General features: G+C 41.1%; 24 protein-coding genes. 20 read left to right on the forward strand and 4 right to left on the reverse strand.

Features of this window, described 5'->3' with window-relative positions; translation table 11 throughout:
• Positions 1 to 121: 121 nt before the first annotated feature.
• Positions 122 to 1,144 (reverse strand): adenylate/guanylate cyclase domain-containing protein, encoded by a 1,023-nt coding sequence (locus AAEY98_RS17410; protein WP_220487333.1) that lies wholly within the window; start codon positions 1,142 to 1,144, stop codon positions 122 to 124.
• 520 nt (positions 1,145 to 1,664) lie between these two features.
• Positions 1,665 to 2,333, reverse strand: coding sequence for a DNA mismatch repair endonuclease MutH (mutH, locus tag AAEY98_RS17415; protein ID WP_101086337.1), 669 nt, complete (start codon positions 2,331 to 2,333; stop codon positions 1,665 to 1,667).
• Positions 2,334 to 3,095: 762 nt separating this feature from the next.
• Here mutH and rppH point away from each other — a divergent pair.
• The 3 genes from rppH (at position 3,096) to AAEY98_RS17430 (ending at position 6,767) form a co-directional block, all read left to right on the forward strand.
• Positions 3,096 to 3,614 carry an RNA pyrophosphohydrolase gene (rppH, locus tag AAEY98_RS17420; protein ID WP_011638393.1) on the forward strand — a complete coding sequence of 173 codons (519 nt, stop codon included), beginning with the start codon at positions 3,096 to 3,098 and terminating at the stop codon, positions 3,612 to 3,614.
• A gap of 24 nt (positions 3,615 to 3,638) precedes the next feature.
• On the forward strand, positions 3,639 to 5,879 hold the full coding sequence (gene ptsP, locus AAEY98_RS17425) for a phosphoenolpyruvate--protein phosphotransferase (protein ID WP_351018467.1): 2,241 nt from the start codon (positions 3,639 to 3,641) through the stop codon (positions 5,877 to 5,879).
• Positions 5,880 to 5,966: 87 nt separating this feature from the next.
• Positions 5,967 to 6,767, forward strand: coding sequence for a sulfite exporter TauE/SafE family protein (locus tag AAEY98_RS17430; protein WP_101086339.1), 801 nt, complete (start codon positions 5,967 to 5,969; stop codon positions 6,765 to 6,767).
• An 81-nt stretch (positions 6,768 to 6,848) separates the two neighbouring features.
• Here the strand turns inward: AAEY98_RS17430 and AAEY98_RS17435 are convergent, their stop codons facing one another.
• Positions 6,849 to 7,700, reverse strand: coding sequence for a thymidylate synthase (locus tag AAEY98_RS17435; RefSeq protein ID WP_351018470.1), 852 nt, complete (start codon positions 7,698 to 7,700; stop codon positions 6,849 to 6,851).
• Between the two features lie 216 nt (positions 7,701 to 7,916).
• Between AAEY98_RS17435 and nhaA the strand changes: the two genes are divergently transcribed.
• From nhaA to AAEY98_RS17460, 5 genes are all read left to right on the forward strand, one after another.
• The gene (gene nhaA, locus AAEY98_RS17440) at positions 7,917 to 9,092 is read left to right on the forward strand and encodes a Na+/H+ antiporter NhaA (protein WP_101086341.1); all 1,176 of its coding nucleotides are present in this window, start codon (positions 7,917 to 7,919) and stop codon (positions 9,090 to 9,092) included.
• Positions 9,089 to 9,475: a hypothetical protein gene (locus AAEY98_RS17445; protein ID WP_101086342.1), complete on the forward strand. Its 387-nt coding sequence runs from the start codon at positions 9,089 to 9,091 to the stop codon at positions 9,473 to 9,475. Before nhaA ends, AAEY98_RS17445 begins: the two co-directional genes overlap by 4 nt.
• 184 nt (positions 9,476 to 9,659) lie before the next feature.
• Entirely contained in the window at positions 9,660 to 10,583 is a 924-nt protein-coding gene (gene nhaR, locus AAEY98_RS17450) for a transcriptional activator NhaR (RefSeq protein WP_351018473.1), read from the forward strand.
• A 29-nt stretch (positions 10,584 to 10,612) separates the two neighbouring features.
• Entirely contained in the window at positions 10,613 to 10,861 is a 249-nt protein-coding gene (locus AAEY98_RS17455) for an FAD assembly factor SdhE (RefSeq protein ID WP_192114398.1), read from the forward strand.
• A complete protein-coding gene (locus tag AAEY98_RS17460; RefSeq protein WP_101086344.1) occupies positions 10,842 to 11,315 on the forward strand; it encodes a protein YgfX in 474 nt (157 codons plus the stop codon). The genes AAEY98_RS17455 and AAEY98_RS17460 overlap by 20 nt, the downstream gene beginning before the upstream one ends.
• A 30-nt stretch (positions 11,316 to 11,345) precedes the next feature.
• On the opposite strand, the gene nadB is transcribed toward AAEY98_RS17460, so the two are convergent.
• Positions 11,346 to 12,962 (reverse strand): L-aspartate oxidase, encoded by a 1,617-nt coding sequence (nadB, locus tag AAEY98_RS17465; RefSeq protein ID WP_101086345.1) that lies wholly within the window; start codon positions 12,960 to 12,962, stop codon positions 11,346 to 11,348.
• 234 nt (positions 12,963 to 13,196) lie between these two features.
• Between nadB and rpoE the strand changes: the two genes are divergently transcribed.
• The 12 genes from rpoE to AAEY98_RS17525 all read left to right on the forward strand — a co-directional run bounded on the left by rpoE (position 13,197) and on the right by AAEY98_RS17525 (position 24,146).
• The gene (gene rpoE / locus AAEY98_RS17470; protein WP_011638383.1) at positions 13,197 to 13,775 is read left to right on the forward strand and encodes an RNA polymerase sigma factor RpoE; all 579 of its coding nucleotides are present in this window, start codon (positions 13,197 to 13,199) and stop codon (positions 13,773 to 13,775) included.
• A gap of 26 nt (positions 13,776 to 13,801) precedes the next feature.
• Positions 13,802 to 14,419 (forward strand): sigma-E factor negative regulatory protein, encoded by a 618-nt coding sequence (locus AAEY98_RS17475; protein WP_101086346.1) that lies wholly within the window; start codon positions 13,802 to 13,804, stop codon positions 14,417 to 14,419.
• A gap of 40 nt (positions 14,420 to 14,459) precedes the next feature.
• A complete protein-coding gene (locus AAEY98_RS17480) occupies positions 14,460 to 15,392 on the forward strand; it encodes a MucB/RseB C-terminal domain-containing protein (protein ID WP_192114400.1) in 933 nt (310 codons plus the stop codon).
• Positions 15,393 to 15,591: 199 nt separating this feature from the next.
• Complete coding sequence (locus tag AAEY98_RS17485; protein WP_192114455.1) at positions 15,592 to 16,062, forward strand: SoxR reducing system RseC family protein; 471 nt, start codon at positions 15,592 to 15,594, stop codon at positions 16,060 to 16,062.
• 417 nt (positions 16,063 to 16,479) lie between these two features.
• Positions 16,480 to 18,270 (forward strand): translation elongation factor 4, encoded by a 1,791-nt coding sequence (lepA, locus tag AAEY98_RS17490; protein WP_101086349.1) that lies wholly within the window; start codon positions 16,480 to 16,482, stop codon positions 18,268 to 18,270.
• Between the two features lie 465 nt (positions 18,271 to 18,735).
• The gene (gene lepB / locus AAEY98_RS17495; RefSeq protein ID WP_192114401.1) at positions 18,736 to 19,650 is read left to right on the forward strand and encodes a signal peptidase I; all 915 of its coding nucleotides are present in this window, start codon (positions 18,736 to 18,738) and stop codon (positions 19,648 to 19,650) included.
• Complete coding sequence (gene rnc, locus AAEY98_RS17500) at positions 19,650 to 20,330, forward strand: ribonuclease III (protein ID WP_101086351.1); 681 nt, start codon at positions 19,650 to 19,652, stop codon at positions 20,328 to 20,330. The genes lepB and rnc overlap by 1 nt, the downstream gene beginning before the upstream one ends.
• Positions 20,327 to 21,331, forward strand: coding sequence for a GTPase Era (gene era / locus AAEY98_RS17505; protein ID WP_101086352.1), 1,005 nt, complete (start codon positions 20,327 to 20,329; stop codon positions 21,329 to 21,331). Before rnc ends, era begins: the two co-directional genes overlap by 4 nt.
• A gap of 45 nt (positions 21,332 to 21,376) precedes the next feature.
• A complete protein-coding gene (gene recO, locus AAEY98_RS17510; RefSeq protein ID WP_350998970.1) occupies positions 21,377 to 22,090 on the forward strand; it encodes a DNA repair protein RecO in 714 nt (237 codons plus the stop codon).
• Between the two features lie 109 nt (positions 22,091 to 22,199).
• Complete coding sequence (gene pdxJ, locus AAEY98_RS17515; RefSeq protein ID WP_162023686.1) at positions 22,200 to 22,937, forward strand: pyridoxine 5'-phosphate synthase; 738 nt, start codon at positions 22,200 to 22,202, stop codon at positions 22,935 to 22,937.
• A complete protein-coding gene (gene acpS / locus AAEY98_RS17520; protein ID WP_351018478.1) occupies positions 22,937 to 23,317 on the forward strand; it encodes a holo-ACP synthase in 381 nt (126 codons plus the stop codon). The genes pdxJ and acpS overlap by 1 nt, the downstream gene beginning before the upstream one ends.
• A gap of 304 nt (positions 23,318 to 23,621) precedes the next feature.
• Positions 23,622 to 24,146 carry an Mpo1 family 2-hydroxy fatty acid dioxygenase gene (locus tag AAEY98_RS17525; protein WP_162023685.1) on the forward strand — a complete coding sequence of 175 codons (525 nt, stop codon included), beginning with the start codon at positions 23,622 to 23,624 and terminating at the stop codon, positions 24,144 to 24,146.
• The last annotated feature ends 47 nt before the right edge of the window (positions 24,147 to 24,193 follow it).

Here is a 24,193-nt window from a genome sequence, read left to right on the forward strand (position 1 = left end):
GTGTCGTTAATAAGGCTAATGAAGCGTCAATAGCCTTATTGTTATCTGTCGCGTAGCACTGTGCGTTTCAGGCATGTTTATGATTGAAATTGAGCTTAACTAAACTCAATTAACCTCAGTTTTAGGCGTTGGTCAGTTTTATCGGTGCAACGCCATACACTTCAGTCGGATGTTTTTTACCTTTAAGCATGATTGGGCCTAAATCAGTCAGGTCATATTGACTATTTTGCTGCTCAAGTCGATGCACAACATCTCCAGATAGCAACATTCGTTGACCGAGCGGATTACATTGGTCTTGTAGCCGTGCCAAGGTATTTAATACATCACTGAAAAAACTAATCTCTTGTTTATGTACGCCGACTACCGCAGCTACAACTTGGCCACAATGCGCTGCAGCCTTGAATTTTGGCACAAAACCATATTGTTGTTCAAAATATTGCCTTTGCCACTGCAATTGCTGGCAAAATTCGAAATAGATATTCATACAACGGTCTTGTTTAATACCTTGCTCTAATGGCCAGTGGATAAGTACGGCATCACCCATGTAACGATAAATTTCAGCTTCATTATCGGTTACTGTGTCCGCTAACATGCTAAAGCTATCTTGAATTAGGCGGCTAAAGCGATAATCACCTAAGGTTTCTGCATGAGCTGTTGATGAGACCATATCGATAAATAAGAATAATTGTTGCTCGTAACGTGGTTTGTGGTATTTGCCAAGGCCTATATTGAGCAAGACTTTAGGGCCAACCAACAGTGACATTTGTTCGATAAAAGCTAAGCTGACCCTTACCACAACAAGATAAACCACTAATGCCTGAAACGATGGGCTATAAATAATCTGTACTGTGAGCATTTGTCGTAATGTCACCATGTGGTTCTCTATGGCCCACATGTTTAAAAATTGTGTCACATACGCCAAGGTTGTTGCCCCAAGGAGCAAAAACAATCCTTTAAACACCACTGAAAATAAATAAGGTAAACGGCTGATGGCGCTAAAATCTGCAATGAGATTGGACATCCAATGCAAGCCGCCAAATACAACACCCATCATTATGGCAAGCGTGGCGAGATCGGCATTGCCAACAGCCCATTCAGGCAGTTGCGATGACTGTGAGTAGCGAAAAAAAACGAAAGAAGCCATTGCTACACACCAGGCAAAAATAGCGAACAATAATTTTTGAGTTTGACGGCGTGCTTTCACGGAGGATGTGGTTGCCCAAATGACTTAGTATATAAGGGGGGTAGTCTATAGAAAATTTGCTTACATGTGATAGTTTATTTGTGATTTAGATCAATAGAAGTGAAGAAATATGTGCACTAACGCAAAGTTTTTTCAACATTACTAGGGCTTGTTGAACTTTAGTGGCTGAAATTTGTTCGAGATAAACGGCTTGTTATTTAACTAGGCGGCATAAATATTAGAGACGAAGTTTTCAATTAGGCTAACGGTTTGTCACCAATTTATTCGATAAAGATTAAAAACACCTTTTAGCTGGTTCGTTTGAGCTGCATTTTTGGCTTTTTTCTGTGTGTTATCGCTTACTCATGTTGTATCACGAGATGTCGTAAGCTCTGCTTTGTAAAACATTGCCACGTACCACTGAAAAATTGATGTTAATGATCAACAGACCCTAGATAGCAAGCAATGTAACAACGGCAGATTATGAAAAGGCATTGGTTAATATCTGTTGAGTAAAATCAATTTTAAGGTAAAAGCCTCTGGGATTAGATAACTGAATGCTGCCGTCTTCGGCGATGCTTTCGGTGAGTATTTTGCTATTAGCTGCTTTTGGACGTAATTGCAGTACTTCACCATGACGTGCAGTAATTTTATCAACTTGACCTAGTGCAATTAACTCCATTATCTCTTCCCAATCTTGTTGCAACTGTCTGGCTTGTGCCGTATTCGGTTGCCACAATATGGGGGTGCCTATACGACGATCACCGACTGGGATACTACGTTCGCCTTCAATAGGAACCCATAACACTCTCTGCAATTTATGATAAACCAAACTGTTTTCCCAAGTCATACCCTGAATGTTTGTCAGCGGTGCCACGGTGACATAAGTGGTCTCAAGCGGTTTGCCTTTGCGATCAATCGGGATCGTTTTGAGTTCAATTCCTAAATGTAAAAAGTCTTGTTCAGGCTTTGATCCTGCCAGCGCGCCTAATTCAGATTCAATCAGTTGGCCTACCCAACCTTTATCTCGGCGTAAATCGGCTGGTACAATGATGTCATTATCGGCCGCAATATCAGCTAAACGAATGCCAGCCATATTGTGCGCTCTTTGCATTAATTCGCTTATATTTAATGGCGATGATTTAGCCATGGATGAGTATTTTCCTCTGGAAAAAAGAATGAATAGACGATCAAAATCAACAGGCTATGCTATCAAGTAATATTCGTCGAGAACAAGTTTAGTTAGTTATTTGCGATGTGGTTGAAAAACGACCATGTTTTAGTTGGTTAAAGTTATTTGATTGAATTCCTTTGTAATTGGTTGTTTTAAAAGTTTTTTTTAGGTTGTGGTTGTTTTTATATTATACTTGTCCCGAGTTACACTCGTTTTTCCCCTACATTTCACACATACTTATCCACAGATTTAATGGATAAGTGTAATAAAACCTGTCTTTAACTGATTAAAAACACCAAGTCAACGCAATAAAACAGCTTTTTAGCCGGTTTAATTTAAAATAAGCCTTGTTATTTGTGTATAACTTAAGTTGCTAAATGAGTGATTGGCTATCTTAATTGGTGTTGTTTGTTTTTTGTACGATAGCGGCGATTTGCTATAATGTTAATTTATAATTTTTTTTAAGTTACTAATTATATTGCAGTATATTATAATAAAAAGCAGTTTACCTTAGAAAGGGTGCAACTAAATTTTAGCCTGTTATCAAGCTTTAGCAAAGTTTCGAACAGAGATATCCACAGATTTTGTGGATAATCCACAGGGTAGCTTGGTTTAATTGTTGATAATTTTGATTTATTAACATTGTTATTCAATTATCCACAGTAAATAGAGGTTTGCCGATAGGCATGCTTTGTGAAACAATCAGACGATATAAAATTTGTTATTTTTGGAGTCCATGTGATTGATAGCGACGGCTTTCGCGCAAATGTGGGCATCATTATCTGTAATAAATTTGGACAAGTTATGTGGGCCAGACGTTTTGGTCAACATTCATGGCAGTTTCCACAAGGTGGGTTAGATGATGGCGAATCAGTAGAAGAAGCCATGTATCGCGAACTTTACGAAGAAGTGGGACTCAGACCTGAGCATGTTCAAATTTTAACATCCACTCGATCTTGGTTACGTTATCGGTTACCCAAGCGTTTGGTACGCCAAGAAAGCAAACCTGTTTGCATTGGCCAAAAACAGAAATGGTTTTTACTACAATTGAAAGGTCACGATAATACTATTAACTTGAATTCTTCTGGTCATCCTGAGTTTGATGATTGGCGTTGGGTGAGTTATTGGTATCCTGTTCGTCAGGTTGTGTCTTTTAAGCGCGACGTATATAGAAAGGTAATGAAAGAGTTCGCATCGACGACATTAGCGCTGCAAACGCGCGAGTTTAGTAAAAAACGAAGCAAACAACGGAGTTAACTGATTTCAAAGAGGATTGAAACAGTGTTAAATATGCTCAGGGATATCACTCAAGCTGTTGCCAGAGCCAGCAGCCTTGAAAGTGCATTAAATATATTAGTGTCACAAACTCGATTAGCGATGGCTACCCATTGCTGTTCTATTTATATCCTTGAACAACAACATCTAGTGTTATCCGCTACCGAAGGTTTACAGCAATCTGCCGTTGGCCGAGTGAGCATGCCATTATCGCAAGGTTTAGTAGGCTTAGTTGCTGAGCGTGAAGAAGCCGTTAATCTTGCCGATGCCCGTATTCATCCTCGTTTTAAATTATTTCCCGAAGCTGAAGAAGAAGAATATCGTGCATTTTTGGCTGTGCCGATTATTTTTCAAAAACAGGTTGTGGGCGTTATTGTGGTGCAACAGCCAGAAGCCCGTCAGTTCAGCGAAAGTGAAGAAGCATTTTTAATGACCTTAGCCGCTCAGTTGGCGGTGGTTGTGCGCAGCTTGAAACACAAAGCGGCTGTTACTAATGTGCAACAGCAAGTGGTTTTCAGTGGTGTTAATGCATCAAGTGGTATTGCGATTGCTCATGGCCTGGTATTAGGCGGTGTTATTTCTCTGGAACAACCCGAGGTCAGCTGCTTCGATATAGATGTTGAAATTCACCGCTTAAAGTTGGCCATGCAGCGTTGTAAAGACATGTTGTCGTCTATATCGCAACGTTTTGAGCGTGAAAAGTCTGCTGATGTGGCCTCTATCTTTACCGCATTTCAATTATTGCTAGACGACTCTAGCCTTGGTGGTGAATATGCCCGTGAAGTCGCTTTAGGCTGGCAGGCTGAGTCTGCGGTAAGCCGAGTGTCATTGCGCTATATCAAACAGTTTTTAGAAATGGAAGATCCATATCTAAAAGAGCGCGCCAGTGATATTCGTGAGCTTGGGCAAAAACTACTTCGACAGCTTATTGAACCGGGTCGGTTAGAGTTAGAGCCAGATAAACCGGTTATTTTAGTCGCTAAAGAAGTGGATGCCACTTTATTGGCTGAGTTTCCACGGCAAAAGCTCGCTGGTATTGTCACTGAGCGTGGTGGGGTTAATGCTCATGCGGCTATTTTAGCGCGAGCCTTGGGTGTACCTGCCATTGTTGGCGTTGATGATGTGTTATCAATCGACATCGATCAAAAACTATTAGTCCTCAATGCGAATCGTGGCCAGCTATTGGTATCGCCATCGCCAGCAGTGATTGAAGAGTACCAATTACTGATTGATGCCGATGTTGAAAAGCAAAAGCAATTTTCTGCCGAATTAAACCTACCATCAGTGACTACTGATGGTCAGCGGATCCATTTGTATTTAAATGCAGGTTTATTGAGTGGTATCGCTTCTGAAATTGCTGAATGCGCAGATGGTATTGGGCTGTATCGAACTGAAATTCCCTTTATGCTCCATCAGCGCTTTCCGAGCGAGAGTGAACAAATCAATGTATATCGTCAGGTATTGAGTGCCGCTGGTGATAGACCTGTTGTCATGCGTACATTGGATGTTGGCGGCGACAAACCGTTACCGTATTTTCCAATTAAAGAAGATAACCCATTTTTAGGGTGGCGTGGCATTCGTTTATCGCTTGATCATCCTGAGTTGTTTTTAGTGCAATTGCGCGCGATGCTACAAGCTGCTGGAAACGGCAATCAATTGCAAATATTACTACCAATGGTGAGTAATCTGGATGAGATAGATCAAACATTAAAATATTTAGAGCAAGCGTTTACCGAACTAAGCCAAGAACTAAAGACTATTTTAGTGAGGCCGAAGGTCGGCGTTATGCTTGAAGTTCCTGCATTGTTGTATCAATTGCAAGATGTGGCAAAACGGGTCGACTTCGTGTCGGTGGGCAGTAACGATTTAACGCAATATTTACTGGCCGTCGATCGTAATAATCCGAGTGTGAGTTCGTTATTTGATAGTTATCATCCAGGTATTCTTAGGGCACTTAAACGAGCTGTCGATGAGTGTAAATTGTATGATTTAGATGTGAGTGTTTGTGGTGAACTTGCGGGTGAACCTTATGGTGCACTGCTTTTAGTCGCAATGGGCTATAACAAACTTAGTATGAACCAAGGCAGCTTAGCCAGAATCAATTTTTTACTCAGGCGTGTATCAAAGCAAGAGCTCACTGAGTTATTAGAATCTATTTTACAACAGTCAAATGGAAACCAGGTTCGCGGTTTGTTAGCCAGTTTCTTGCGAAAACATAACCTTTTAGATTTAATCAACATCGATTAGCAGTACGATTGAATCTGCTTCGGAAAACCTTAAATGATTTTCCTAGTGGTTCGTAACATAATCAAGCGTCATTTTAAGGATGTCATCGTGGATAGTTTACTGCAGGTATTTTTAATTTGCCTTGTTTTAGGTTCTGTCGTGGGATTTTTGGCTGGGCTGTTAGGTATTGGTGGTGGGTTAATTATTGTGCCTGCGCTATTGTATATTTTACCTTCAGTAGGTATCAGTTCAACCCAAATTACTCATGTCGCTATCGCTACGTCACTGGCATCGATTATTTTAACGTCTATGTCATCAGCCACCGCGCATCACAAACGTGGAAATATACCTTGGGAGCTATTTAAGCCTATATTTCCGGGTATCGTAATAGGGTCGTTAGCATCAGCTTTTGTGTCTGAGCAAATTGCATCAGATGATTTGCAACAGGCTTTTGCTATTTTTGTGGTGTTAATGGCTGTACAAATGGCATTTCCGTTTAAAGTCAAAACGGGTGGCAGTATGCCAAATTTTGCCGTGTTACTGGTGATATCGACAGCGATAGCGTTAATTGCTGGTTTAATGGGCATTGGTGGCGGGGTTCTGCTGGTGCCATTTTTAAGTTATTGCGGTTTGCAAATGCGTCAAGCTGTTGGGTTTTCGTCGGCAACCGGGATGCTTATCGCAGTATCCGGTACCATTGGTTATATTATCGCAGGTTTCGATGTACCCAATTTACCCGAGGGCTCGGTTGGGTTTATTTATTTGCCGGCATTAATCGGCATTATCATTAGTTCCATGTTGTGTGCGCCTATTGGCGTAAAAGCGGCGAGTTCTTGGCCGACACCAGTATTGAAAAAAATATTTGCTTGTTTGCTTGTTGTGGTAGGGCTAAAACTACTATTAAGTTAATTCTAAATTGTTCTAAATGATTACAAAAACGCCTTTGTTCAAGTAGTTGAACAAAGGCGTTTTTAGTTAACCTAACAGCTATTACACAGCGAAAGGATACTTAATCGCATCGTGATGTTGATAGTCTTCAACGCTAAAGTCATCCAAGGTTACCCAGGTTTCGATGTCTTTTAGGGTGTTAATCTTTGGATTGATGATTAACTTAGGCGATGCAAAGGGTTCACGCGCGAGCTGAACATCTCGCATTGGTTCGAGTTGATCTTCGTAAATATGAGCATTGACTATCTTATGGTATGCCTTACCCGGTTTATGGCCAGTAATCTGAGCCATTAACGCAAGCAATACATATACTTGTACCATATTAAAGTTTAACCCTAGTGGAACATCACAACTGCGTTGTGTGCTGTTAAGGTATAAAGTATCACCGAGTAATGAAAAATGGTGCTCGTACATACATGGTCGTAAGCAGCCTAAGTCAAATGCGCCAGGGTGCAAGAAGGTTAAAATTTCACCACGATTATCTATACCGTTACTGAGATCATCGACGATTTGTTGCAGTAAATCGACATGACCACCATCAGGCTTTGGAAATGCACGCCCTAACGCTCCGTATATCAGTCCCATATCATCGGGCCCTTTACGGTTTGGGTTATCTAGCCATGCTTGGTTTTCATTGGCGTTAGCGTCCCATGTTTTAGTGCCTAATGCCCTAAAATCGGCCGCATTTTGGTAGCCACGTAAATAACCGAGGATCTCCGCTATGGCAGACTTCCAAAAGCTTTTACGTGTGGTCACCAAAGGGAATTGATTGTTACCAACATCATAAACTAAGTCGGCATTAATGACAGTTAGGCACTTTTTGTTTGTTCGTGCATTATTAACCCATTCGCCTTCTTCGACAATGCGTTTACACAGGTCTAAATACTGTTTCATTGGTCCCAATTCCTTTTTTGCTTTTATCGATTATACCTAATCAAGGCCGGCAAATCATTGCCAAATGAAATGCAGGTTCAATTAATTATTTTTACTTTTAGAGCTAACTTTACGATCGACACCTCGGTTAAGCCGAGTTAACATCAAGAAACAATCGATTATTATTGTTTGAACATATCAGATAGACTGATCCCATTGTTTTTTTAGGAGTGTTATATGGAACGAGCAATTAAGAACTTCTTAAGCCAAGAGTCTGCGGGTGGCATTTTATTAATCGTTGCCGTCGCGTTGGCGATGATTTTAGCCAATTCACCGTTAGCGGGTGTATATCAAGATTTCTTAGGCACCGAAGTGCAGCTTAGAGTAGGTGATCTTGATATCGATAAGCCGCTTTTACTGTGGATCAATGATGGCTTGATGGCATTATTCTTTTTATTAATCGGTTTAGAAGTAAAGCGTGAATTACTTGAAGGTGCGCTATCGAGCGTAGCTAAGGCATCATTGCCCAGCTTTGCTGCGATTGGTGGCATGGTGTTTCCGGCATTATTTTACTTAGCATTTAATTACTCAAACCCAGAAACTCAGATCGGATGGGCTATTCCTGCTGCTACTGATATCGCCTTTGCGCTAGGTATTATGGCACTGCTCGGTAGTCGTGTGCCCGTGGCGTTAAAAGTGTTTTTGTTAGCACTGGCAATTATTGACGATCTAGGAGTCATTGTTATTATTGCTCTGTTTTACAGCACTGATTTATCAATGCTTAGTTTGGTTATTGCCGCGGTATCGATCGTGCTGATGGTCGCACTGAACAGGAAAGGAGTCAGTTCAATTCTGCCTTACGGTTTACTCGGTTTTATTCTTTGGGTTGCAGTATTGAAGTCTGGAGTACATGCGACATTGGCCGGAGTAATTATTGCATTTTGTATTCCACTTAGAGCAAAAGATGGTTCCTCGCCATCTGAGCATTTAGAGCATAAGTTGCACCCTTGGAGCACCTTTATGATCCTGCCGGTATTTGCTTTTGCCAACGCTGGTCTGTCATTAACTAATATGTCATTTGATACATTTGCTGAACCTATCACCCTAGGTATCATCATGGGTCTGTTGTTGGGTAAGCCGATCGGGGTGCTGTTATTTAGTTATTTAGCAGTAAAACTTAAGTTAGCTGAACTACCACCTGGGATTGGTTGGAGGCATATCATACCGGTTGCTGTTATGTGTGGTATCGGCTTTACCATGTCGGTGTTTATTGCTTCGTTAGCATTTGAGAACTCACCCGCTGCATTTGGTGATTATGCAAGACTAGGTATTTTAACAGGATCGTTATTTGCGGCTGTGATTGGCTACTTTTGGTTGGCCAAGGTACTGCCTGAAAATGGAGTAAAATCATGAAATTGAATAAATTAACCTTTGGAATACTACTGACCAGTTTTGTTATTCCTGTATCGGCTGAATCATTTAATGTTTGTTTAGAATCATCTGATTCACCGACTTGCCAAAGTTATCTAGAAGGTGTGGTAGATGGTGCACTAATGTATCGTGATGATTTGGCAAAGAAAAGAATAGATCCTAACGATTACGAGTCAAGAGCACTAAAATACCGAGCAGGAAAACGTTATCAATCGGCGAATTTGAATTATTGCGCTAGTCATATACCGGTGAAATCTGAAATTGTATCAGCACTCACAGAGCAGGTGTCGTTGAACAATGTCAATAACAGTGATGAGCTTGAGTCAGTGATCACTAGTTTGATGGATTGCCGACGGAGTCAGTAACTACGTCTTTACTTAACGCAGCCATTTGGCTGCGTTTTTTTATGACTAATCTTGGCTAATCAATATGGTGAACTATCTATGGTGAACTAATATTGTCGTTGATTGGTATAGATTAATGAGCAATAGAAGTAGCGGTTTATTTGCTATAGTAGTGTGAGTAAATTTTGTTAGGTTAATGATTGATATGCAGCATTTAAATTATAACCATTTATATTATTTTTGGATGGTACAAAAAAAAGGCTCAGTGACTAAAGCGGCTGAAGCATTGTGTTTGGCCCCGCAAACCATAACGGGGCAAATTCGTGCATTAGAAGAGCGATTAAAAGGCTCGTTATTTAAGCGTGTCGGTCGTAATTTAGTTGCTACAGAGTTGGGCGAATTAGTATTTCGTTATGCCGATAAAATGTTTAGCTTGAGCTATGAAATGCTCGATATACTTAATTATCAAAAAGATGATTCACTGCTGTTTGAGGTAGGTATTGCCGATGCTTTATCTAAAGCTTTAGTGAGTAGAGTGTTGTTAACTGTTATTCCAGATGATGGTTCGGTTCATTTGGCGTGTTATGAATCAACCCACGATAGCCTTATTGAGCGTTTACGTGAGCATAAGCTTGACATGATTTTATCTGATTGCGCTGGCGGCTCGTTGAAATTCCCTGAAATTTTATCGAAAAAGCTTGGTGAATGTGGTGTCAGTTTCTTCTCGGCTGAAGCGATTCCAGTCCCTTTTCCCGCTTGTCTTGAGCAGCGTAAATTACTCATACCGGGTAAGCGGACATCATTAGGACAACAGTTACACGGTTGGTTTGCTGAAAAAAGTCTTAATGTTAGTATCTTGGGTGAATTTGACGATGCCGAAATGATGAAAGCATTCGGCTATTTTAATCAGGGAATTTTTGTCGCACCGTCTATTTATCGTCATGATATACTCTCTCAAGGTATGGTGTTACTTGGTGAAACCACCGATATTAAAGAAGAGTACCATGTGATGTTCGCTGAGCGAATGATCCAACATCCGGCGGTAAAATCATTACTGGCAACGGATTTTAGTGATTTATTTGCAGGACGAGATCTACAAGTACAAGATTTTGAAAACCGTATAAGCTAGCTTGTGATATAGACATCAGGAGATTTGTGTTGGAATTAATGAATATAGCTCGTGTACGCTGGGCATGCCGCCGCGGAATGTTAGAATTAGATATATTGTTTCAACCCTTTGTCGAAGCCCAATACGAAGCCATGAGCGATGATGATAAAAACACTTTTATTCGTTTATTAGAGTGTGAAGATCCGGAGTTATTTGCTTGGTTTATGGGCCATGAACAATGTTCAGATCCATTGTTCGCCAATATGATAATCAAAGTCCGTGGAAGAGCAGCACCTTAACCCGCCTGTTGATGTATTGGTCAGTACTAGCACTCATATGCAACAATTTGCATTGAGTGCTTCATTTTTGCAGCGTGGTGCCTTAGTGGTATCGTTTGCTGTTGTATTAACGAGCTTTTTAGCTTGGCCTTATTATCCTTCCTTGATATACCACGCCATTCAAATGTTGTTATTCGTTACCATTATCTTCATTTTTTTTTACAGCTGGCGCAGAGTATCTAGTTGGCGTTGTTTGCTTACTTTAGGTGACAAGGGGGCTGGTACATTATTGCAAGGTGAAAATGGAAGTCTCAATAAAATAACACTCACTAAAAAACCGTTTATTAGTCCATTAATGTGCATTATTTATTTACAACATCTTCAAACGGGCGAGAACAGAGTATTGCTGGTATGGAGTGATATGTTAGACGACACAGCATATCGTAATCTGTGTCGTCTATTATTAAGCCATTAATGATGTGAAGTTGAGTGACGTTGACAGCGTTTAACTGCTCGGTTGTAAAATGGTTGGTTTAGGATTGTCGATTTGTTCAGGATAATCAATATTATAATGAAGGCCTCGGCTTTCTTTACGTTCCATTGCACATCGAATAATTAATTCTGCAACTTGTACCAAATTACGCAGCTCTAATAAATTGTTACTGACACGGAAGTTTGAATAGTACTCTTCAATCTCTTGTTGAAGCATCAAACATCTTCGTAGTGCTCGTTCTAATCGTTTATCTGTTCTGACAATACCGACGTAATCCCACATAAATAGGCGCAGTTCGTGCCAATTATGGGCAATAACGACTTCTTCATCAGAGTTAGTTACTTTGCTCTCGTCCCATAAAGGTATTGGGCAAGGCATCGGTATTTTATGCAACAAACCTTCAATATCTTGTGAGGCCGCACGGGCAAAGACTAAACACTCCAGTAGTGAATTGCTCGCCAGTCTATTAGCGCCATGTAAGCCTGTGTAAGCCACTTCGCCAATAGCATATAAGCCATTAATATCGGTTTGACCATGAAGGTCAGTCATCACACCACCACATGTATAGTGTGCCGCTGGAACCGCTGGAATTGGGTCTTTGGTGATATCAATACCCAATTCAAGACAACGTTGATAAATGGTTGGAAAGTGTTTAATGATAAAGTCAGCAGGTTTATGGCTGATATCTAAATACACACAATCAACACCTAAACGTTTCATTTCATAATCAATGGCGCGAGCAACAATATCGCGAGGAGCGAGTTCAGCTCTTTCGTCGAAATCGGGCATAAAACGGCTGCCATCAGGACGACGTAAATAAGCTCCTTCACCGCGTAATGCTTCCGTTAACAAGAAGTTTCTGGCATTAGGGTGAAATAAACACGTTGGATGGAATTGATTAAATTCCATATTGGCAATTCGACAACCTGCGCGCCATGCCATTGCAATACCATCGCCACTGGCAATATCAGGATTCGAGGTGTATTGGTACACTTTTGAGCTGCCGCCAGTTGCTAACGCAACAAATTTGGCTCTGACGGTTTCTACATGTTCCTCATCGCGATTCCACACATAAGCACCAAGCACACGGTTACCCGGTCGATGCAATTTACGCGTGGTGATTAAATCAATCGCATTGTAACGTTCAAGCACTTGTATGTTTGGGTGAGCGATTGCACGTTCTTGTAATGTAGTTTGTACCGCTTTACCGGTAGCATCGGCAGAATGCAGAATACGACGATGGCTATGCCCTCCTTCACGGGTTAGGTGGTAGGGGGCTGTACTATTATCGACTCCAGCTAAGGTTTCTTCTTTATCAAATGCCACGCCACAATTAATTAACCATTGCATTGCACTTTTGGCATTTTCTGCGGTGTAGGTCACAACTGATTTATCGCATAATCCGGCGCCAGCGATTAAGGTATCGTTGACGTGGGACTCAATTGTGTCGCCTTCATCGAAAACAGAGGCGATTCCACCTTGAGCGTATAATGTTGACCCTTCTGATAATGGGCCTTTAGAAAGAAGAATTACTTTTGATTTTTCAGCAAGATGTAGTGCTAAAGTTAGTCCTGCAGCACCGCTGCCGATGACCAAAATGTCAGATTGGTGTTCAACTGCTTGTTTCATCAGGTATCATGGTGTGGCTATGTGGTTTGATCATAGTAAATCAAATTACTACGACAGGGTACTTTTACAGCGTATTTTATTGTGATTTTGCTTAGATATTTTGTTTATATGTAAAATAAATTAATTTTTTTTAATTCAATATCGAACTTTCTTCATATCAGTAGGTCTACTTATATGAACAGGATTCGAGCGACTGAGAAATCAGTATTACAGATTTAGGAGTAGTCGGCTCGGATGAGTGGACAATATAGTGATCAACAATTAGTTGAGCGAGTACAGCAAGGCGATAAAAATGCATTTAACCTGTTAGTGCTGAAGTATCAAAATAAAGTGATGAGTTTGATTTCCAGATATGTACGCAATCAAGCGGATGTAGCGGATGTGACACAAGAAGCCTTTATTAAAGCGTATAGAGCGTTAGCAAATTTTCGTGGTGAAAGTGCATTTTATACTTGGTTGTATCGTATTGCGGTAAACACCGCAAAAAACCATCTTACATCGCAAGGGCGCAGAGCACCTGCAAACGATGTTGATATAGAAGATGCAGAATATTATGAAGGCAGTGATGCGTTAAAAGAGTTTGCATCACCAGAGCGATTATTAATGAAAGATCAAATGAGTAAAGTGATCTTTGATACGCTCGACACTCTGCCTGAAGAGTTAAAAATGGCAATATCGCTCAGAGAGCTAGAAGGAATGAGTTATGAAGATATTGCTAATATAATGGATTGCCCTGTTGGCACGGTAAGATCGCGTATCTTTCGTGCTCGAGAAGCAATCGACAAACAGCTCCAGCCTTTGCTGGAAAAGTAACAGCCTTAACCTTAGATAGGTGAATAATGCTTAAATCAAGTCAAGAGTGGGTATCTGCAGCAGTTGATGGTGAAGCCGATGATAAAACATTGGCGCAGCTTTCTGCCGACGTTGATTCACATGATGAATGGCAACGCTATCACATGATAGGCGATGCAATGCGCGGCGAGTTGCCGACAGCCATTGACTTAGACCTTTTTGCTAGCATCACTGCAGCAATTGAGCTTGAACCGACAATTATTATGCCTCAAGCCAAGCAAAGTGAATTAGTCGAGCCAATTAGCACTCCACAGCAAGTTGCAGTGGGTTCAAACGTGGTGCCATTTTTCAAACAGTTTGGCCAATATGCTATTGCAGCAACAGTTGCTATGGTGGCCATTGTTGGGGTGCAAAATTATAACCAAACCAGTGATGCAGAGTCACCGTTACCGGTATTAATGACTCGTCCTTTAGTGGGGAGTGTGTCACCGGTAAGCTATCAGACTGGTGCGGTACAAAATCAACAAAGCTATTCTAATGAGCAAGTTATAGAACAGCGTCGCCGTATTAATGCTTATATCCAAGATCACATGTTACAACAACGCTTGAATCCAGGTGTTGCTGTTGATGATAATAGCGTGCAAGATGCCGCGGTAAATCCATAATCCGCCGGCAGAACCTTGTCTTACCATGTTAGGAGTTAGCTTGCGCCTTATCCTGCTAGCACTGTTAGTGTTAACCTTTCCAACACACGCTGAAGAAGATCTATCTGCTAAAGCTTGGCTTAAGAATATGAGCCAAGCAATGCACGATAAACAATACAAAACCTCTATTATTCAGCTACAAGCCGACCATATCCGTCCGCTTGTTTACATTCATGGCATTGTCGATAATAAAGAAGTCGCTTTACTTGAATACCTTAATGGTCCGCCGAAAAATGCAGTGCGAGTGGGTAATACGGTTACGTTTATAGAACATGACCAACCGGCTTACAGTGTGGTAGCGCCTCGTATTCAGGGAATTTGGCCAGCAGCTTTAGCGGGAGATTTAAGCCAGCTTGAAAAAGGCTATCAGTTTGTAAAAGGTGGCCGCGGACGTATTGCTGGACGCCCTGGGCAAATGATCCGTTTACTCGCCAATGATGACAATCGTTATGATGCTCAAGTGTGGATTGATATGGACACTTATTTGCCATTACGTTTTGACTCCCTCAATAAAGAAAAACAATTACTTGAACAAACCATGGTCATTGAGCTGATTGAATTAACCGAACCTGCGAACATTTTAATTGAAGCCGCAAAGCAAGAGTGGCCAGCAGTGATGAACCAAGCGGAACGCACGGATGGTAAAAACTGGCAATTTACTTGGTTACCAGAAGGATTTGATGTGGTTGTTCGCGATCATCATCGCTTGATAGGTATTCACGAGCCAGTTGAATATGTGGCGTTAACGGATGGATTAGCCAATATTTCTGTTTATGTCGCGCGAGCGGGAGAAAATCCGATGCCCAATGAACTGCTTATTCGTAATGGTTTATCTATGGTAGTTGTTAAAGTGGGTACGCTTGAGGTTGTAGCTATCGGTAAGGTTCCTTCTGAAACGTTAGACAGGATAGCCAATAGTTTAGTATTAAAATAAACAATGCTCGTTAACAAGCAAGCCGTGACAACAATATTTTGTGTCACGGCTTTCGTGTTTCTAGTGGCAAATTAGAAATGATATAGCTTAGCGGTAAACTTGCTTAGCCAATGAGCGGCATTGTGCTAAAATTGAATCCTTATTTATGGTTTGAGCTGATTAAATGAATAGCCACATGTCCGAGTCATCCACATCCACTATGATGGAAGAAATTGCCCGCGTGGTTGATTATCAACAAGGCTGGGTAACTGTTGAGGTTGAATTAAAAAGTGCATGTAACCATTGTGCCAGCAGTGAAAATTGTGGCACATCGACGATCGCTAAAGCTTTTTCGGTTCATACACAACGTTTTTCATTACCGAGTGAAAGACCTTGCCATAGCGGTGATTTGCTTAAAATAGGTTTACCTGAAAGCGTCATCATTAAAGCGGCTGCATTGGTGTATTTATTGCCGTTAATTGGGTTGTTTTTATCGGCAATGATAGGGCATATGCTGGCTGCTGGAATAGGATTGAGTACCAATGGTTTTGCTATGGCTTTTGGTGCATTAGGCGCATTGGTTGCCTGGTTTATTGGTAAGCACTTCGCCACTGAACTAGAGGCTCACGCCACACCCGTTATCATTACCTATTTAGGCCAAGAAGTGGGCATTATCAGTGCCAGTCATTAGTTAGCCTGATCTCGGGATAACAAACTGCTCGCCCTTTGTTTTACTAACTGCGTTGAATGAACTTGCAATAGGCCAGATATACGCGCGTCAATTGGCCTTGTTAGTAAAAAATGACAATTTTGATAATGGTTAACTTCTAAGTTTATGATCTTTATAATCATATTCTCATCTCTTATCCCGAATTCAGGTTAGTGAATATTTTCCACATTTATGCTGATGACCTATGATGCCGTGTAACATGTTTAACCATCTCTTTTAACCTGAAAATGTGTGTACAGAGCCTCGAAAACCTCCTGTAATGGTTAATAATCGCCCCAAAATGGATACTATTGTTTAATCTGATTGGTATTACCCCCCCAATCAGGTACAATTTGCCACCTTAATTTTCATCATTTTAGTAGTAGTCATTGCAGCATAATGAAACACATTAGAAACTTCTCGATTATTGCCCATATCGACCATGGTAAATCAACTTTATCCGATCGCCTGATTCAGGTATGTGGCGGCTTAACTGACCGTGAAATGGCTGCACAGGTTTTAGATTCAATGGATCTAGAACGTGAGCGTGGCATTACGATCAAAGCCCAAAGTGTCACCTTAGATTACCATGCAAAAGATGGTAACACTTATCTACTCAACTTCATTGATACACCAGGCCACGTTGACTTCTCTTATGAAGTATCACGTTCTTTGGCTGCATGTGAAGGTGCACTATTAGTAGTTGATGCTGGTCAAGGCGTAGAAGCTCAGACATTAGCAAACTGCTATACCGCACTAGAAATGAATTTAGATGTAGTTCCTGTATTAAATAAAATTGACTTACCTCAGGCTGAACCAGACCGTGTAGCAGCAGAGATTGAAGATATCGTTGGCATTGATGCCATGGATGCTGTGCGTTGTTCAGCAAAGACAGGTGTTGGCGTTGATTTAGTACTAGAGGAAATTATCGCAAAAATTCCTCCGCCAGTGGGCGATGAGTCTGCGCCTTTACAAGCGTTGATTATTGACTCATGGTTTGATGCATACCTTGGTGTTGTTTCTTTAGTACGTATTAAGAATGGCATACTTAAGAAAGGTGAAAAATTTAAAGTGATGTCCACTGGACAAAACTATAACGCCGATCGCGTAGGCATTTTTACCCCAAAAGAAAAAGACAAAACAGAGCTTCGTGCAGGTGAAGTGGGTTATGTGATTTCTGGTATTAAAGAAATTCACGGTGCGCCAGTAGGTGATACCTTGACCCATGCAAAAAATGGCGCGGACAAACCTCTTCCAGGCTTTAAACGTGTTAAGCCTCAGGTTTATGCCGGTGTATTCCCAATTTCTACCGATGAATATGAAAGCTTCCGTGATGCGTTAAATAAATTAAGTTTGAATGATGCATCACTGTTTTTTGAACCTGAAACTTCATCAGCGTTAGGTTTTGGTTTCCGTATAGGTTTTCTCGGCCTTCTGCACATGGAGATTGTCCAGGAGCGTTTAGAGCGCGAATATAATCTAGATTTGATCACGACGGCACCCACAGTGGTGTACGAAGTTATCATGAACAATGGTGAAACGATTTATGTCGATAATCCTTCAGGCCTACCTGCGCTGAATAATATCGAAGAAATTCGTGAACCGATTGTTGAAGCCAATATATTAGTGCCAAAAGAATACTTAGGTAACGTGATTACCTTGTGTATTGAAAAGCGCGGTTCGCAAACCAATATGGTTTATCACGGTAATCAAGTGGCCGTGACTTATCATTTGCCGATGGCTGAAGTGGTCATGGATTTCTTTGACCGTCTTAAGTCAACGAGTCGTGGTTATGCGTCATTAGAGTATAACTTTATTCGTTTTGATCCTGCAGATATGGTGCGACTGGACATTTTAATCAATGGCGACAGAGTTGATGCATTAGCGATGATTATTCATCGCAGTAATATTCGTCATCGTGGTTTGGCATTGGTTGAAAAGATGAAAGAACTGATCCCTCGCCAAATGTTTGATATTGCTATTCAGGCTGCTGTTGGTAGTCAGATTATTGCTCGTTCAAGTATTAAAGCATTACGTAAAGATGTAACCGCTAAGTGTTATGGTGGTGACGTTTCACGTAAGAAGAAACTACTTAACAAGCAGAAAGAAGGTAAAAAACGCATGAAGCAAGTCGGTAACGTTGAAGTGCCACAAGAGGCATTCTTAGCGGTATTGAAACTTAACGATTAATTATAATTAATTGTTTTAGTTTGCTAGTGCCTGTTGATCTTTGCTGGTTAAATTTTGTTCGAGATAAAAACGTTTTAATCGAGGCGAGTGGATTGCTGCCTAGTAATCTAAGCACCACTTGATTCACAAAGAATCACTCAATAAAGAGTAAAACGTTTTTAGCCGAACCCTTCGAGCAGCGTTTGTTGGCCATTTTTACTGCGTTATCGGCTTTTTATGTAGAATAACTACACTACAAAGCCTCTGCCTTGTATAAATGACCAACAATTCGCTGCCAAAACAACCTTGAAAGATTAACCGACACTAAACGCCGCGTATTGCGGCGTTATCGTTATTTTTACTATATATTTTGTAACACTCAACTGGGTGAATGTTTATTCGTTAATCACCATACTGGATTGAGTTATTCTGAGCCTTTGCTCAAGCCATATGGATCCAACACACCTAGCAGGAGATAAATCAGTAATGGCAGCCTATTTTTCGCTCATTTTAGTACTCGTAACCTTAGTCAGTGGACTTATTTGGTTAATTGATGTGGTATTTTTTGCGCCTAAACGCCGTGAAAGCTTATTAGCAGCACAAGCTAACTCAACTCAGTTAAGTGCAGATGCGATAGATAAAATCATTCGTGAGCCCGTGTTAGTTGAAACTGCACATTCGATTTTTCCGGTTATCGCCTTTGTGATGATTTTACGATCTTTTATCTATGAGCCATTTCAAATTCCATCTGGTTCGATGATGCCGACACTCTTAGTGGGTGATTTCATTCTGGTTGAAAAGTTTAGTTACGGGTTACGCGATCCTGTATGGCGCAGCAAACTAGTTGAAACCGGTGAACCTGAGCGCGGAGACGTATTTGTATTTAAATACCCTGAAAACCCAAAAATTGACTATATAAAGCGTGTGGTTGGTTTACCAGGTGACAAGATATTTTATCGTAATAAACAACTGATGATCCAAGAAGCGTGTGTCAATAAATCTGACTGCCCAGCTGCTCATACGATTGAGCATGTAGAAATTAATCGTGGTGAGTTTAGCCAAAATGACGTGCCATTAATTCGTTTGAGTGAGCAATTAGGCGATGTAGAACACGATATTTTGCTTAATCCATCGCGCCCTGATTTCAGACAGCACTTTTATCCTCAAGCGGGTCTTCCTGCTGGTGAGTTCGTTATCCCTCAAGGAATGTATTTTGCCATGGGTGATAACCGTGATAATAGTACCGATAGTCGATTCTGGGGCTTTGTCCCGGAAGAGAATCTTGTCGGTAAAGCCGTTGCAATTTGGATTAGTTTTGAATTTGATCGTAAACCGAGTGATGTGTTACCAACGTGGGTACCGACCGGAGTACGTTTTGATAGAGTAGGTGGAATACATTGATGGAACCCATTAAAAATTTGCCGCGTTTGTGCCGTACTTTAGGGTATGAGTTTAATAATATTGAATTACTCATTCAGGCCTTAACACATCGCAGCGCAGCAAATAAACATAATGAGCGTTTAGAGTTTTTAGGCGATTCGATTTTATCGATAGCTATTTCAGATGCCTTATATCATCAGTTTCCAAAGGCGACTGAAGGTGATTTAAGCCGTATGCGCGCTACTTTAGTCAAAGGTGACACACTGACAATCATCGCTCAAGAATTCAAGCTAGGTGATTATTTGTATTTAGGCCCTGGTGAACTCAAAAGCGGTGGCTTTAGACGCGAATCTATTTTAGCGGATGCCGTAGAGGCTATTATTGGTGCAGTTTACCTTGATGCCGATATCGAAGTGTGCCGTAAGCTATTATTATCATGGTATCAAGAGCGTTTAGCTGAGATAAAACCGGGTATTAATCAAAAAGATCCGAAGACAATTTTGCAAGAATACCTGCAAGGTTTTAAAAAGCCATTGCCAGATTACCAAGTTGTTGCGGTAGAAGGTGAAGCGCATGATCAAACATTCACCGTAGAATGTAAAATTAGTGAATTAGATAAAGTTGTCACCGGTGTGGCAAGTTCAAGAAGAAAAGCTGAACAGCTTGCCGCTGCTCAGGTATTGGAGCTACTGAATAAATGACCAAAAAAACAGACTTGCCAGCAGGTGATAACCAAGAGCCTAGCTTAGATGAACTGCTGGCAAGGATGAACCAAGCAGCACCAACGGCCACAGCCAAATACGATGTAACTTATTGTGGCATGGTGGCTATTGTCGGTCGTCCCAATGTGGGTAAATCAACGCTTTTGAACAAGTTACTTGGTCAAAAGGTGAGTATTACCTCAAAAAAACCACAAACAACTCGTCACCGTATCATGGGTATTCATACCGATGGCCCAAGCCAGATTATATTTATTGATACACCTGGTCTACACATCGAAGAAAAGCGTGCGATAAACCGCTTGATGAACCGTGCAGCTGCCAGTTCATTAGCTGATGTTGCTATGGTTATTTTTGTTGTTGATGGTATGACGTGGACTGCCGATGATGAGATGGTGCTCCAAAAAATTCAACATCGTAATGATGATCGAAAAATCATTTTAGCCATCAACAAAGTTGATAACATTAAAGATAAGGAATCATTGTTCCCTTATTTAACGGAATTGGCTAAAAAGTTTGATTTTGATGAAATTTTGCCAATATCAGCCAGTAAAGGCACCAATGTGCAACGCATTTTGGATATGGCACGTGAATCATTGCCAGAAGCACCATTTTATTTCCCAGAAGATTATGTTACCGATCGCTCACAACGCTTTATGGCATCTGAAATTGTCCGTGAAAAGCTAATGCGCTTCCTTGGGGATGAACTTCCTTACGACGCAACGGTAGAGATTGAACAGTTTAAAATGATGGAAAATGGCGTCTATCAAATTAATGCGTTAATTCTGGTTGAGCGTGAAGGCCAAAAACGGATGGTGATTGGCAATAAGGGTGAGCGAATTAGAACGATTGCAACGCAATCCCGTCTGGATATGGAAACCTTATTTGACAATAAAGTATTTCTTGAAGTGTGGGTGAAAGTGAAATCAGGTTGGGCTGATGATGAACGTGCATTGAGAAGTTTAGGCTATGGCGAAAGCTAAATTGGCTTTAGCGTTATTGATTAAGTATTTATAGGCATGGCCACTATGAAACGTGGCTATGTGCTTCATCATCGACAATTTCGTGAATCGAGCGTGATCGTTAATTTGCTGATAGAAGGTGTTGGGCGTGTTGATGCCATTACTCGAGTCGGTTCTGGTAAACGGTCGATTAAAAGTATCTTACAACCTTTTCAGCCGCTGATTATCCAATTTAGTGCCCAATCCGAAGCCAGAAATTTAGGATTGAAAAATATTACCCAAATTGAAGCCGCTGCACCTGCTATGCCGCTGAGCGGTAATAGTCTTTATTCTGGTTTTTACCTAAACGAAATATTAGTTCGCCTATTGTCAGTCGATCACCAAGCTGAAGGTCTCTTTCTCGATTATCATCGTGCACTACTGGCGTTAGCGAAACAGTTTTGTTCAAGCCACCTACGTTATTTTGAAATAGCATTATTACTCGAGTTAGGTGCGTTGCCGTCTCTTGCTTATGACACCCAAGGTGACTCGTTAGATGACAGTTGCCACTATCGGTTTATTGCAGAGAGTGGTTTTATCCCTGTAGTAACCACTCAAGAAAGCTCTTTTTCTCATGGTAAAGGCTGTTTATCTGGGGCAATGTTGCTAGCATTGGCATCACAAAACCTGCAACCTGAACAGTTTAATCAAGCTAAAGGATTAATGCGTTATTTACTCACACCATTGTTGGGTAATAAGCCGTTATTAAGTAGGCAGTTATTCAGTAACAAATCGGATTAGCATATAATCTATTTTAAACCCAACACATGGACCAAACACTTGTAAATTAGTGCATAACTTTGGTTATCGTGTGCCTCATTGTGTTATTTATTATCTTAAGGAGCTCGATGTGAGCGGAATACTATTAGGCATTAACATCGATCATATCGCGACATTGCGTCAGGCCCGCGGTACTCATTATCCTGATCCCGTACACGCAGCTGCAGTAGCAGAGCATGCCGGCGCCGATGGTATCACCATACATTTACGTGAAGATCGTCGCCACATTCAAGATCGTGATGTGTATTTATTGGCAAAGACATTGAAGACCAGAATGAACTTCGAGTTTGCTGTCACTGAAGAAATGATCGCTATCGCCTGTGATATCAAACCAGCGTATGCATGTTTAGTCCCAGAGAAGCGTGAAGAGCTAACAACTGAAGGCGGTCTTGATGTTGCTGGTCAGTTAGAAAAAATCCGCTCAGCCGTAACACGTTTGGCTGCAGAAGGTATTAAAGTGTCATTGTTTATTGATGCTGATAAAACTCAAATTGATGCAGCAGTGTTATCTGGCGCACCTTATATTGAGATCCATACTGGTTGTTATGCTGATGCCATCACCGATGCTGAGCAGGCAAATGAATTAGCTCGTATTACTGAAATGGCACAATATGCTCACAGTAAAGGTTTAGTGGTTAATGCTGGGCATGGATTGCATTATCACAATGTTAAGGCTATCGCGGCTATTCCTGAGCTTTATGAGCTTAATATTGGTCATGCTGTGATTGCTCGAGCCGCTATTGATGGTTTGGACACTGCAGTACGGGATATGAAGAAGTTGATGCTTGAAGGCCGCAGAGGCGAATAATGGCGATTGTAGGGATAGGAACAGACATTGTTGAGATTGCCCGCATCAGTGAGCAGCAAGAGCGCCTAGGTGACAAGTTAGCCAGAAGAGTGCTGACAGAGTCTGAGTTTACTACTTACTTGCAATCAAAACAGCCTGAGCGATTTTTAGCTAAGCGTTTTGCCGCCAAAGAAGCTGCAGCAAAAGCCTTAGGCACAGGAATTGGCAGAGGTGTGTCGTTTCAACATATCCATATCGACAATGATGATAATGGCGCGCCCCAGGTACGTTTTACCGATGGCGCGCTAGCACGGCTTGAACAATTAGCGGGCAAGCATGGTTTTATCAGTATTGCAGATGAAAAACATTATGCTGTAGCCACTGTGGTGTTAGAAAGTTGATGAGAACCATATTAGGCTATTTATTAAAGGCGCATTAGCGCCTTTTTTGTGAGCTTTTAAAATGGCCGTAAGTGGGGTAGATTAACAAGATATAAACAACTCATCTCAGAACGAGATGATAACTGACATCAAACAGTCTTTTTCTATACTAATACGACGACATCACACTAGATTAATATTGGTAAATCAATACGGATTGTTAGCAAAAATGATCCACTAGATATGAATTAGATCGAATATCATGATGCCAGTTTACCTACCTCATTCCTTCTTTTGAGCTGAGGTTAACTAGAGAGAATCAAAAATGAAATCGGCAGTAGAACAACTTTCAACTTATAAAAGCGTGCACTTAAATCCACAAAATATAAAGACGCATTTTGTCGGCGTTCCTATGATTATTTGGTCGGCATTTTTGATGCTGGGGACTCTTCGCTTTGCATGGCAAGATTATCAAGTGAGTGTTGCGATGATATTAGCTGTGGTGGTATTGGGTTACTATATGGCACTTCATATGCGCCTGGCGTTTGGATTAGTATTGTTCATTGTGCCGGTGTTATACACCACAGAGCTGGTTGTTCATACCTCACATCCTTTTATCATTGCCATTAGTATTTTTATTATTGGCTGGGTTATTCAGTTTATTGGCCATAAATATGAAAAGGCTAAACCTGCTTTTATGGATGATCTCAATCAGCTTCTGATTGGGCCATTCTTTTTGATGGCAGAGTTGTATTTCATATTAGGCTTGGAAAAAGACTTAGCCGCAGAAATTACCCCAATAGCACGTGATAAACGCCGTGCTTTAGAGGCTAAGCGTCGTGCATCGTAATGAATGACCATTTCATGGCAATAAAAAAGGCGCTTGCAGCGCCTTTT

Origin of the sequence: Shewanella sp. AC91-MNA-CIBAN-0169, assembly GCF_040310165.1 — a bacterium.
GTDB lineage: Bacteria > Pseudomonadota > Gammaproteobacteria > Enterobacterales > Shewanellaceae > Shewanella.

Excerpts from the sequence above, each read along its gene's own strand:
- nadB (WP_101086345.1), bottom strand. The coding sequence starts at position 12,962 with ATGAAACAAGCAGTTGAACACCAATCTGACATTTTGGTCATCGGCAGC.
- nhaA (WP_101086341.1), top strand. The coding sequence starts at position 7,917 with ATGGAACGAGCAATTAAGAACTTCTTAAGCCAAGAGTCTGCGGGTGGC.
- era (WP_101086352.1), top strand. The coding sequence starts at position 20,327 with ATGACCAAAAAAACAGACTTGCCAGCAGGTGATAACCAAGAGCCTAGC.
- AAEY98_RS17485 (WP_192114455.1), top strand. The coding sequence starts at position 15,592 with ATGATGGAAGAAATTGCCCGCGTGGTTGATTATCAACAAGGCTGGGTA.
- rnc (WP_101086351.1), top strand. The coding sequence starts at position 19,650 with ATGGAACCCATTAAAAATTTGCCGCGTTTGTGCCGTACTTTAGGGTAT.
- AAEY98_RS17475 (WP_101086346.1), top strand. The coding sequence starts at position 13,802 with ATGCTTAAATCAAGTCAAGAGTGGGTATCTGCAGCAGTTGATGGTGAA.
- AAEY98_RS17525 (WP_162023685.1), top strand. The coding sequence starts at position 23,622 with ATGAAATCGGCAGTAGAACAACTTTCAACTTATAAAAGCGTGCACTTA.
- AAEY98_RS17410 (WP_220487333.1), bottom strand. The coding sequence starts at position 1,144 with ATGGCTTCTTTCGTTTTTTTTCGCTACTCACAGTCATCGCAACTGCCT.
- nhaR (WP_351018473.1), top strand. The coding sequence starts at position 9,660 with ATGCAGCATTTAAATTATAACCATTTATATTATTTTTGGATGGTACAA.
- lepB (WP_192114401.1), top strand. The coding sequence starts at position 18,736 with ATGGCAGCCTATTTTTCGCTCATTTTAGTACTCGTAACCTTAGTCAGT.
- acpS (WP_351018478.1), top strand. The coding sequence starts at position 22,937 with ATGGCGATTGTAGGGATAGGAACAGACATTGTTGAGATTGCCCGCATC.
- recO (WP_350998970.1), top strand. The coding sequence starts at position 21,377 with ATGAAACGTGGCTATGTGCTTCATCATCGACAATTTCGTGAATCGAGC.
- AAEY98_RS17435 (WP_351018470.1), bottom strand. The coding sequence starts at position 7,700 with ATGAAACAGTATTTAGACCTGTGTAAACGCATTGTCGAAGAAGGCGAA.
- rpoE (WP_011638383.1), top strand. The coding sequence starts at position 13,197 with ATGAGTGGACAATATAGTGATCAACAATTAGTTGAGCGAGTACAGCAA.
- lepA (WP_101086349.1), top strand. The coding sequence starts at position 16,480 with ATGAAACACATTAGAAACTTCTCGATTATTGCCCATATCGACCATGGT.
- mutH (WP_101086337.1), bottom strand. The coding sequence starts at position 2,333 with ATGGCTAAATCATCGCCATTAAATATAAGCGAATTAATGCAAAGAGCG.
- AAEY98_RS17445 (WP_101086342.1), top strand. The coding sequence starts at position 9,089 with ATGAAATTGAATAAATTAACCTTTGGAATACTACTGACCAGTTTTGTT.